Origin of the sequence: Streptomyces sp. GD-15H (genome assembly GCF_045291515.1) — a bacterium.
Lineage (GTDB): Bacteria > Actinomycetota > Actinomycetes > Streptomycetales > Streptomycetaceae > Streptomyces.
On record NZ_CP149447.1, the window covers coordinates 2,255,435 to 2,266,640 of the forward strand.

General features: G+C 73.6%; 5 protein-coding genes and 2 pseudogenes. 1 reads left to right on the plus strand and 6 read right to left on the minus strand.

Annotated elements, in window-relative coordinates; all coding sequences use genetic code 11:
* Positions 1-192 precede the first annotated feature (192 nt).
* The 5 genes and pseudogenes from WJ438_RS10800 to WJ438_RS10820 all read right to left on the minus strand — a co-directional run.
* Positions 193-1,566 carry a TIGR02679 family protein gene (locus WJ438_RS10800; RefSeq protein ID WP_406725039.1) on the minus strand — a complete coding sequence of 458 codons (1,374 nt, stop codon included), beginning with the start codon at positions 1,564-1,566 and terminating at the stop codon, positions 193-195.
* Positions 1,557-5,801, minus strand: coding sequence for a TIGR02680 family protein (locus tag WJ438_RS10805; RefSeq protein ID WP_406725040.1), 4,245 nt, complete (start codon positions 5,799-5,801; stop codon positions 1,557-1,559). Before WJ438_RS10805 ends, WJ438_RS10800 begins: the two co-directional genes overlap by 10 nt.
* A complete protein-coding gene (locus tag WJ438_RS10810; protein ID WP_406729646.1) occupies positions 5,798-6,892 on the minus strand; it encodes a TIGR02678 family protein in 1,095 nt (364 codons plus the stop codon). Before WJ438_RS10810 ends, WJ438_RS10805 begins: the two co-directional genes overlap by 4 nt.
* A 227-nt stretch (positions 6,893-7,119) precedes the next feature.
* Positions 7,120-8,637, minus strand: a pseudogene (locus WJ438_RS10815) (TIGR02677 family protein); the annotation flags it as partial.
* 24 nt (positions 8,638-8,661) lie between these two features.
* A pseudogene (locus WJ438_RS10820) lies at positions 8,662-10,019 on the minus strand (3'-5' exonuclease); the annotation flags it as partial.
* Positions 10,020-10,301: 282 nt separating this feature from the next.
* Between WJ438_RS10820 and WJ438_RS10825 the strand changes: the two are divergent.
* On the plus strand, positions 10,302-10,463 hold the full coding sequence (locus WJ438_RS10825) for a helix-turn-helix domain-containing protein (RefSeq protein ID WP_406729647.1): 162 nt from the start codon (positions 10,302-10,304) through the stop codon (positions 10,461-10,463).
* A 4-nt stretch (positions 10,464-10,467) separates the two neighbouring features.
* Here WJ438_RS10825 and WJ438_RS10830 read toward each other — a convergent pair whose 3' ends face one another.
* On the minus strand, positions 10,468-10,626 hold the full coding sequence (locus tag WJ438_RS10830) for a hypothetical protein (protein WP_406725041.1): 159 nt from the start codon (positions 10,624-10,626) through the stop codon (positions 10,468-10,470).
* Positions 10,627-11,206: the final 580 nt, after the last annotated feature.

Genomic DNA, 11,206 nt, shown 5'->3' on the forward strand with positions numbered 1-11,206 from the left:
TCATCGGAAAGACATCCGATGCCGAGGGAGCAAAAAAGCACCAGGTCAGAGGGTATTCATCGATCCTCCGAGTGGGCTGCTGGGCTCCCGGAGCGCCAAACGGGCGTCATGATCCCCAAGACGGCAGAGCTCTGGTCGCCAATGGCTCGGTACTCGTCGGATTCCGTGCTCGCCACACGTGGGGGACGCACCTCAACGGGACCCTGGCCCGAGGTCCGCGAGCAAGTCGTCCAGCACCGCTTCCTCCTCGACCCGGACACCTCGCTCGACGAGAGCGACGGCCAGGGCGGGGTCCCAGGGAGTCGCGGCGGGCGGGCCCGTCAAGTCCGGGGCTTCGGTCACTGCGGCCACTGCCGCTCGGTAGTGGACGGCCTCGTAGCGCCACGGCTGCCAAGGGACGTTTCCCGCCAGTGCTGCGGCAATGCGTACACCGCCCCAGTCGAAATCGCCATGGTAGAGAAGGCCGGCTCCCCGTGCGGACAGGTCGCGCAGCAAGGTGAGAGCGGCGGCCGACGGTTGCCCCTGGAGGCACACCATGGGCGGGCATGCCGGGCCGAGGGTGTCGGCGGCGGCGGACAGCACAGCCGGGTTCTCGCAGATGTAGAGGGCTCCCGTCACCGGAACGGCGACAACCGGTGCGCGACGGGTGAGGGAGCGGAGCGTCAGCACCGCCGGCTCCCCCGCGTCGGCCATCCAGTCGAGGGAGGGAGTGCCGCGCAGGTTGAGGGTGAGGACGGTCGAGGACAGGTCGTCCATGAGCAGACCCGCCGAGGCCCATGCCTCCCGCCGCCACTGCGCACCGGAGCCGTCGGGGAAGCCGGTGAGGGAACGGATGCCGGACAGGACGAGAGTGGCGAGCGGCGTCCCCTCATCCAGGGCATGAGCGCCCGAAAGGTTCCGTGCCGCGAACGTCGCTCGCGAGATCGGGGGTGACGCGGGCAGCGCACGCAACGCGCGCACGACCGCCTGCACCAGGGGGCCCGCGGCCTCCGGTGTACGGGCGAGGCGCCGTATGAGACCGTCCCCGCGGGCCCGCTCGGCCCAGGGCGCCAGTCCGGCACCGAGGGTGCCGAGCGGGGCGTACGCCTCCGCCCAGGCCCGTTCCTCCCTGTCCCGTGTCTCCGCACGGAGGGGGACGGGGCCGGTGAGGGCCACCACGGCGGCCGCCAGCCCGTCGGGGCTGACACCGGAGCGGCGCAGGACCGCGTCCACGGTGTCGAGGCGGACGCTCAGGGAACCGCCCGCTCGTGGCGCCCTCCCCAGCAGGCGCTCGGCGGCCCGGCGTTGGGACGCGTCGGGGGCGGACAGGGTGACGGAGCCGGTGAGCGGCCTCCCGCGTGCCATCCGCTGTCGGACGCGGTCCACGAACCAGGCGAGGCCGGGATCACCGAGCAGACGGCCGAGACGCTCGGCGTCGACGCCGGCCCGGTCTCCGGCCCGTGGCGGCGCGGTCGGCGCCGCGTCCACGACGGTGTCGTCCGCCGGTGTCTCCCCTCCGGCCACCGCCTGGATTCCGGGACTCCGGCAGCCGTGGGCGGACGGAGTCGCCGCAGGATTCACCTCCACCGGGGCTCCTGTCCGCCGGTGCCAGTGCCGTTGGCGGTGGCAGTGGCGGTGGCAGTGGTGATTCGCCCCGGCTCACCGTGGGAACTCCCAGGCTCCTCGGCCGCCTCGCCGGGGGCGTCGGCAGGGGAGGCCGCCTCCGACGTGTCCATCCGCGCACCGGGCTCCGGGCCGCGCCGCCGGTCGCTGCCGTCCCACTCCCACCGCGTCACCAGCACGGCGTCGATGTCGTCGACGCGGGAGAGCTGGGCGATCGCGATGCCGGGCACCTGCGGGTAGCAGGCCCATTCGCGTTCGCTGGTCATGACGACGTCGAGGTCGAAGGCCCGGAGCAGGCCGAGGCACTTGGCGCGCGAGTCGTCGTCGACGCCGGCGAACGCCTCGTCCAGGGTGACCAGGCGCGGGGCGTGGGCGCCGCTCGCGCTCGCGTAGTGGGAGGACGCGGCGGCGAACAGGGGCACGGACGCGGCCAGGACCCGTTCTCCGCCCGAGGCGGGCCCGGTGGCCGGCACCCACTTGCCGTGCTGGTGGCGTTCGACGCCGAACTCGTGCCAGGCCCGGTAGTCGAGGGCGGCGGTGAGGTCCTCCAGCCAGCTGCCCGCGCTGTCGTCGGCCTGCCGGCGGGCGATCTGCTCCTGGAGGAACGCGCCGACCGCGGCCCGGTCCTCGATCGACCAGGCGTCGGCGGACTGGCGCAGCCGTTCACGGGCCTGGGCCAGCCCCTGCGGAGCCCGGCGGGACGCCCTCCACACCAGCCGCAGCGTCATTCCCGTGGAAGTCGGGCGCTCCTCCAGCTCCCTGTTCATGGCGGCCACCTGCCGTTCGGCCGCTCCGATCAGTTCCTGGAGCGTCCCGGCGACCTCGGTGATCAGGTGGGTCTGCAGGATCTCGCGCTCGTGTGCGGACAGGATGCGGGTCAGTTCCGCGACCTCGACGGCCAGTGCCTCGGCGAGTTCGGGCACGGCCCGTTCCCGGCCCTGGTAGACGATGTCGACCCGCATGCCGTCCTCGCTCGGGCGTGCGGTGGCGGTGTGGCCGTGCCGCGACAGCGCGTCCTGGAGCCTGCCGAACTCCTCGCTCAGCCGTTTCTGCACGCGCTCCCAGACCGCGTCCGAGTCGTCGACCGAGGAGAGCCGGGACTCGACGGCTCGCGCGAGCGTGATGGCGGGGGTCGCCGCCCAGGTCCCTCCGGTGCCGTCCGGTACGTCGAGGTCGGGCAGTGCGACGGCGAGGAGCCCCGTCGAGGCGAACCTCTGGAGCGCCGCGACGGCTTCCTCCCGCGCGGCGGTCACCTCGGTGACGTCCTCGGCGAGCCGCTCGATGCGCCCCTCGGCGCGGCTGGCCCGACGGTCGGCGTCACCGTGGTCCTCCTGGGCCTGCCGCTGCTCGCTCTCGCAGGCACGGGCCGCCTCGGCCGTCTCCTCCAGTTGCCGCTGGAGCTCGGCGACGGCCGCTCCGACGGTGGAGCGGAGCGTCGCGAGGTGTGCGTCCGCCGCCGCGGCCACCCGGGCCGCCTCCTCAGCGCGCTCCGCGAGTTCGGAGACGAGGAGGTCGGCCCGGCGGGTCTCCTCCTGCTCGCCGGTCACCGCGCGCTCGGCCTCCGCGTGTTCGCGCAGCGCGGGCCACAGGGCCGCCAGGAGGGCGGTGTGGTCGGCGAGCGCCTGGCGCACGGCGCCCAGTGCCGTGCGGTCGGTGGGAAGGTGCAGGGCGGCCGCGGTCTCGGCGAGTTCGGCCGCCGCACGGTCGGCCCGTTCCACCGCCAGGGCCAGTTCCGCGGCCCGTTCGTCCTGCCGGGTTCGGGCCCGGTGGGCCGCGTCGGCCGCGGCGGTGACGCGTGCGTGGGCGTGGCGCAGGTCGTCGTCGCCCGGTACCGCGGCGAGTTCGGCGTCGAGCACGGCGCGGCACTCGGCCACGACGCGGGCCTCCTCGGCCAGTTTTTCCCGTTCCGCCGCCAACCCGTCGATTTCGGTGCGCAGTTCGCCGATCCGGGTGCGGCGTGCCTGTTCCCGCGCTCCTTCTCCGACGTACTGGGCGCTGTCCTTGGCCCAGCTTCCGGTGAGTGCGCCGACCCGGAAGCGCCCGTCCGCGCAGACCCAGGTGTCGTGACCGCCGGCCTCCCAGGAGGTCTCCTCGCCCCCGTTGCCGTCTTCCGCGGCCAGCCCGATCGAGGCGAGCAGGCGCGCGACAGTCTCCTCCCCCACCGCGGCGGCCCCCGCGTCCGCCGGGTCGACCGCCGGGCGCAGCGCGCGGTCGAGGCCGGCCCCGCCGAGCAGCCCGACCGGGTCGAGCAGCACGTCGTGGCCGTCCGCCGCGACCGCGGAGCCGTCCGGCCGTACCCAGGCGTCGAGGAGCCCCGACGCCTCCAGCGCGGCTTCCAGTCCCGCGCGGTCGGCCTCGGCGACGTGCGGGCGGAAGTCGACGAGCCGCCACAGCGGGGCGCCGAGGCCCCGGTCCCGCATGTCGGGCGTGCGCGTGTGGGGAGCCGCCGGACCGCGCTCCCCACCCGTTTCCAGGGCGGTCAGTTCTTCCACCGCCAGCCGCTGCCGCTCCGCCGTCGCCGCCTGGCGGTGGGCCAGCCCGGCCGCCCGGTCGGCCAGGCGGGAGGCGGCGGTGCGATGCGCCTCGGCCGCCGCCGTACGGGCCGGCAGTGGGCCGTCGAGACGGCTCACCCAGTCCTGTACGGCGTCCAGGACCCCCGGCAGTCCGGGCACCCGCAGCTCCACGCACCCGGAAAGGTACTCCCGCACGGCCGTGACGAGCGCCTGCCCCGCCCCGGCGACGTTCTCCTCCGCCTCGGCCAGCCGCTCCCCGCTGTGCACGGCCTCCTCGTCGGCCTCGTCGGCGCGCAGCCGGGCGGCCCCGCGCCGCTCCTCCGCCCGCTCGGCCCGGGTGGCGAGTTCCGCCACGTGCTCGACGGCGCGCCGCCGGCCCGCCGTCGTCTCGTTCGCCTCGCGGCGCAGGACCGGTTCGGGGGCTCCCTCCGTCCTGGGGACGTCGAGCCGGGCCGCGGCGGCGCTCTCCGCCACACGGTCCTGGATCTCGTCGAGGGCCTCCTGGGCGGCCGTGAGCCGGTTGCCCGCGGTGGCGAGCCGGCCCTGGGCCCGGGTGTGCGCCTCGGCCGCCGTCCGCCGGTCCCCCTCGGCCCGCGTCAGCTCTCCGGCCGTGCGGGAGGCGTCGGCCGCCGCCCGGTCGAGGGCGCGGGCGTCGCGCATCTCGGGTCCGGATCGTAGTGCGGCTTCCTGGGCGGCCAGCCGCGCGGCCCGTTCGCCGAGTGCGGCGCCTCTCGCACGGGCCTCCTCCCGGTCCGTGGCGGCCTGGTCCCGGTCCGTCTGCGCCTTGAGGAGTTCCCGCTGGATGTTCTCGTACCGTGCGTGTTCGCGGCGGGGCAGGCGGGCACGGCGCCGGGAGGCGATGCGGGCGTAGCGCCGGTAGTGGTCGAGGAACGCCGAGGATGCCTGCTCGGCCTCGCGGGCCGCCCGCAGTTCCTCCTTCTCCTCGTCCAGCGACCTGAACGCCTCCGCCGCGTCGGCGACGACGGCCTGGTCCATCGGCGGCAGTGCCTCGGTGAGCGCCCGGGACAGGGCGGCTTCGCTCGGGCGCTTGGACAGTTGGGGCTGGCGCAGCTGGATCAGGAGGTCGACGAGGGCGCCGTAGCGCCGCTCTCCGAGCCCGAAGAGGGCTTCGTCGACGGCTCTGCGGTAGGCCTTCGCCGTGTCGTACACCATGCCGCGGTCGCCGACGGCCTCGGCGAGCCGGTCCCGGGACAGGGCTGTCCCGGTCGCGTCCAGCAGGTCGAGGCCGGCGCCGATCCGCTGGTCGGTGACCGCGAACCAGTGGCGGGCGATGCCACGTCCGGCGACCGCCTTCAGCCCGCACAGCAGCGTACGGAAATGCGCCTCGCCCGTGGTGTCGTCGAGCCGTCCGAACTCGATCCAGGTGTAGCCGAGGCGTTCCGGGTGCGGGTGCGCGCCGCCCAGGAGCAGGTTCCACTCCATGCGCTTGCCCGGGTCGCCGTCGGGTTCGACGCGGCGGGCGGAGAGGTCGCCGTCCAGCAGGAACGGCAGGGTGAGGGCGAGCACCTTCGACTTGCCGGTGCCGTTGTTGCCGCGCAGCAGCAGCCGGCCGTCGCGGAACCAGAACTCCTCGACGTCGTAGTGGAACAGGTCGACGAGTCCGATGCGCAGGGGCCGCCACCGGCCGGGGGCGGGGTTCGGGAGCGCGGTCACAGGGTGGTTCACGTTCGCCTTTCGTCCTGCACGGTCATGGAAGGCCGGCGGGCCCGTCCGGGTTCCCTCACGACGGGATCGCCGACCGCGTACCGCGCGAGGGCCGGCCGTGGGACGACGCCCCGTTCCGTGCGCTCGGCGAGTCCCAGCGCCACCAGCTTGGTCAGCGCCTTCTCGACGAGTTCGGGCTCCGCTCCCGGCTCCCTCGCCGACTTGGACCAGAACCCGCCGTGTTCCGCGGCGAGTTCCCGTACCCGGGCCGCCAGTTCCGCCGGTGCGACGGGCCCGGCCGCTCGTGCCAGGTGCCCCGCCAGCAGCAGGGTGAGGTGACCGTGGGTGCCCTGTTCCGGCATGCGCACGTCGGTGAGGTCGTCCAGGGGATCGACCATGGCGACGCCTTCGGCCCGGACCTCCGCGACCAGTCCGGTCAGTTCGTTGATGCGCGCGGTGATGAAGCCGCGCTGCCGGGTGAGGTAGGCCAGTTCGTCGTCGGTGAGGTCGTCGTAGTAGAGCACCGGGTCGTCCAGGAGGACACGGGTCAGCTTCCAGCGGATCGCCCGGAACCTGAGCTCGTCGCTGTCGAGCGCGGTCCGCGCGGTCATCTCCGTCAGGCGCTCCTCGAAGCCCTCGGCCTCGACCATGGAGGGACCCCGCAGGGACGCCGGCATCCCGGCCAGCACGCGCCGCCGCACGTCGTACAGCACGTCGCCCGATCCGCTGACGTAGGCGTCCTCGTCGCCGGCCACCCGCCGCAGCACCCCGAGCCGCAGCAGCAGGCGGACGACGGCCGCGAGGTCGAGGCGCTCGTCGCGCCGCTCCAGGGTGAACGTGATCCCGGCGGCGACGAGTTCGGGATCGGCGGCGGCCAGCACGACCTGTTCGGCGAGGCGTCCGAGCGCCACCTGCGACTCGCCCCGTTCCAGCGCGGCCAGGGCCAGGCAGAGCAGGACGTAGCGGCGGCGGGTGAAGGGCAGGGCACTGCGGGCGGCCTCGCGCGCCGGGTGCGTGGCGTCGGTGAGGGTGCCCGGTGTCTTGCGCAGCCGGGCGGCGTCGGCGTCCGTGCGCAGCGCCCAGCCGACGTTGCGCTCGAACCACTCCCGCAGCTCGGCGGCGTGCCAGGCGCACCAGCCGGAACTCGTCGGCGTACGGCCCGTCGGCGGTGAGCAGCGGTTCCTTCAGCAGGGCGCGTGCGGCCTTCTGCAGGTCGGCCTGCCGCTGGCCGTCCAGGACCTCGGCGAGGGGGCCGCTCATCGGTCCTCCGTGAGCCGGGGGAGGTGTCCTCCCGCGGGGCGGGTATGGGAACGGGGGCGGGTGCGGCGCGGTCGCCGTGCCCCGCCGTGAGGTCGACGATGTCGATCAGGTGGTCGGGGCCGCTGAACACACCGTCGGGGGTGCGCACTTCGGCCGTCGATCCGTCGTCGAGCGCGGTCAGTCGGATCTCCATCGAACCGTCCCCGCTGGTGGCCGCGGTGGTGGTCGTGTCCGGCCGCCAGGTGGCGAGCGCGTCGCCGAGCAGCCGCAGGAACAACTGGAAGGCGGGCGGGTCGAGTTCGCCGAGCCGGGACAGCCGCACCGGCCCACCCGTCACCAGACGGTCCCGGGCCCGCCTGGTCTCCTCCGCCTGCCGGGCGGCGATCTCGGCGAGCCTGCGCTTCGCCTCGCCCCGGTCCGCCACCTTGCGTGGTTTGCCGCGCCGTTCGTAGCTGCCGGTGCGGCGCAACTGGGGGCTGATCCGCAGCGGGCGAGCCTCGCCCCACGGGGTGGAGGCCGGCTCCGGGGAAGCCGTCCGTTCGGCCAGGGTGTCGGCGTCCACGGTGAGGTGCCTCGAGGAGTGCAGCCCGAACGCCACCCGCCACAGCCGGTGCCGCGCCGCGTCGTCCGGCGCCTGGGCGAACCAGCGCGCCAGGGTGCGGAAGTCGGCCGAGCGGTCCGAGCGCCCGGCCCGCCGCTCGTTGAGCTGCCGTACGACGGCCAGGAGCTGCGGGATCGAACCGAGCGCCCGCCCGCGCAGCAGCCTGGCCTGCGACTCCCGCCCCTCCCCCGACACGAACCACTCGGCGAGCCCGGCCCACCGGGCGGCCCACTTCTCGTAGGCCGCGACCTCCGCGCGCCCGGCGTCCTCGGGAGCGGCGTCGGCGGCCTCCCGGGCGGCGGCGAGCGACAGGAGCGGTTCCACCCTCCCCTGCTCCTCCAGCTCCCCGATCAGCAGGGCGATCCGCCCGCCGAGGGTGATGAGGTCCTGGATGAACCGCTCCAGGTACTGGATCAGCCGGTCCTTGTACGCGAGGAACGCCTCGACCTCGATGTCGTGCAGGTCGATGGTGCGCTGGAGCGAGCCCATGAAGGCGCGGGCGTTGTCCGCGAGGTCGGTGAACCGCGCCGTCAGCACGGACAGGGCGACGTACGTCTTGGCCGGGTCGGGCTCCTCCTCCGCGGCGATCACCAGGAGCGCCCGCAGCTGCGTGACGATGTCGTGCAGCGCGACCGCCTGGAGCTCGCCGCGCCGTCCCAGCACCTCGTCGTACGTCCCCAGCGCCGCCTCGGCGGCCTCACCGGCCCGGGTGAGCTGGTAGATGAACCGCCTGCGGTAGAAGTCCTCGACCGCCGTCACCCGCGCGTGGTCCGGATCGGCCCGCAGGTTGCCCCACTCCACGAGCTTGTCCAGCGCCTGCGTCACCGCCTCGGGGTCGGCGGGCCGGCCTGCGCCCAGGGCGGCGTACACGTCCTCCGGCCGCAGATGCACCGCGAACCGCTCCTTGGCGGCGAGGAAGGCGCGCATCACCTGGCGGTAGAGGGCGGCGTTGGGGGCGGTGAGGTGGGCGAAGGGGGTGTAGCCGGCGGAGGTCATCTCGGCACATTCTTCCACCCTCGTTCACGGGCTCACGTGGGAGTCGTGAACATGCGCCAGGAAGCGGCTCGGTTCGCCGTGCCAGGTGATGGCGAGTGCGTCGCGGGCGCGGGTCGCCGCGACGAAGAGCAGCGAGCGCGCCCGGCGCAGTTCTCGCCGGTGGCGGCTCGGGTCCGTGTGTTCCCAAGCGTCCACGGAGGCACGGGGAACGAGTCCTTCGGCCACCCCGGCGATGATCAGACAGCGGTACTCCAGTCCCTTGAAGCGGTACATGGTGCCGATGTGGACGCCCTGGTCGCCGCGCGGCCCGTCCTGCGTGATCTCCGTCGGGGTGATGCCGCGCCGAGCGAGGCGGTCGGCGAGCTGGGTGACCATGTCGTTGGTCGGGACGCAGACGGCCGTGGACTCACGGGGCACGTCGTGCCAGGCCCGCAACTGCTCCACGACGAGGTCCATCTCCTCGTCCCAGCTCCGCGCACCACGCAGCGACGGGGCCGGGCCGTGGAGGACCGAGCGGTACCCGGCAAGGGTGTCGGCGTTTCCGTCGAGGTCGTCGTAGTCGGCGTCGCCCAGAACCCGGATCGCGTCCCGGAGGATCTCCCGGGTCGTCCGGTAGCTGAGGGTCAGCCGGGAGGACCGGCCGCGGATGTGGACGCCCAGGCTGCCGAGGGTGACCTGGTTGTCGTAGATCCGCTGGTGCGTGTCGCCGACGAGGAAGATGTCGTCGGGCTCGGACGGCGCCATGGCGCGCAGCATCTTCCAGTGGGCGGCGCTGAGGTCCTGGGCCTCGTCGACCACGATGTGCCGGTACCGGTAGCGCAGCCAGGCACCGGAGCCGGCCTCGGCGTGGAGGTTGTCCAGGCCTCCCCGTTCCTCGCGTTCCTCCGACCGCCTGTCGATCCTGGCCTTGCGGGCCATCTCCAGCCGCGCGGCGCGCTCCGCGACCTGACGGTGGGTCTCCAGCCCCTTGGTCTCGAGGCGCTGGGTGAAGCGTTCGGCGAGCTGCCAGATACCGGCGCGCTCGACACGAGTGACGCTGCGGCCCCGTCCGGCACGCCGGACGGCGAAGTACTCACTCCTGCAGGTCACGGCCTGGCCGAGGATGACCTGGTTCCACTCGTCATGAGGAACTCCGCGCTCCAGCGGGTCTCCCCCGCCTCCACCAGCAGCTCCCGCCACTCCCGGAGCGCCGCCGTGTCGTCGATCCGCCGCTTCGCGTTGCCCGGGTCGGCCTCACTGACGATGCGGGTGGCGAGCTGGTCGACATGGGCGATGCCGACCCGGGCCAGCACGTCGGGGCCGCCGAGAGAGAGGAGCCGTGCCCGCAGGTCGGCGGCGAGGTTCCGGTTGAACGTGGTGAGCAGGACGGGCTTGGTGCGGCCGGGCCCAGGGGGTTGTGGAGCTGCCGCTGCACATGGCCTGGTCGGAGATGGCCTCGTACGACCTGGGCAAGCCTCGCCAGCACATGATCCTGTACCGCACCGTCCTGCACGAGGACCTGCCCCGCTACCTCAATCCGGACCTGCGCCTGGAACTGTGGCCGGTGCTGCGCACCCTCGTCGGCCGCGAAACGCCCCGCGATCTGATCGACGTGTTCGCAGCCTCCCGCCGGTGCCCTGCCGACCCGGATGCGGCAAACCGCTTCACGGCGCCGGCTGACCATGATGGAGGCCGCCGAACGCGGCTCCATCCTCACTGCTCTGCGTCAATCGGGAGGCAACCTGTCCCAGGCAGAGTCCGCGCCGGGCATCGGCCGAAGCATGCTCTACCGCAGGATGCGGTTCCACCGCCTCGATTGGCGACGGCGTCCCGCCCCTCCGCCGTGAGGGCTTACTTCGCCTGGACTCCCAGGGCCTCACGGGCGGCGAGGATCTGACCCTCGACATCGCCCTCCAGGTCCGTCACGGGGAGGTGCTGAAGCTCGGTACGGAACAGCCCGACGTCCTTGAGCAGGAGGTCGTACGCGACATCCTTGATGTTGTCGCTCATCCAGCTCTGCCCCGTGGAAACCGCGAGGACCTCGGCCAGTTCGCCGGCCCCACAAGGGAGTGCAGGTCGTCCGGAGTACCCACGAAAATGCCGCGGACGGTAATCATCTTGAGGGCCCTCAGCGCGGTAGACACGGTCAATTCACCGCCGAGCAGTCCGACCTGGATCAGGTGACCACTCTTCTGGGGGGCGTCGAATGCCGCAGTGGCGGTGGCTCCGTCGTTGACGAAGTCGATCGCGGTGAGACCGACGCCTCCCATCCCAGCACGACGACCGGTTCCTCTGGAGGCAACAGTTGCCCCGAGTCCGTCCGGGCCGGTCCCCGAACGATCGAGTGCCTGCCGAAGCCGGAACGGTTCAGCCCGCCCGCGCACGGCGGTCGTCGCCGGTACCGAGTCCCGTGGACAGCCGGACAGCCCGTACTGGCTTCAGCAACCTTTCCTACCCGGGAAACCTTCAGGGCGGGCAAGAGGGGAACGGGACGCCAGCCGCGCCCACCACCCTGTTGACCAGGAAGTCGTCGACTGCAAGGTGGCCGCCGACGGGCTGGGGTCAGCAGGGCGTCCACTCCTCGCGGCTC

Coding starts and splice junctions, on each gene's coding strand:
- WJ438_RS10830 (WP_406725041.1), bottom strand. CDS start 10,626: ATGAGCGACAACATCAAGGATGTCGCGTACGACCTCCTGCTCAAGGAC.
- WJ438_RS10825 (WP_406729647.1), top strand. CDS start 10,302: ATGGAGGCCGCCGAACGCGGCTCCATCCTCACTGCTCTGCGTCAATCG.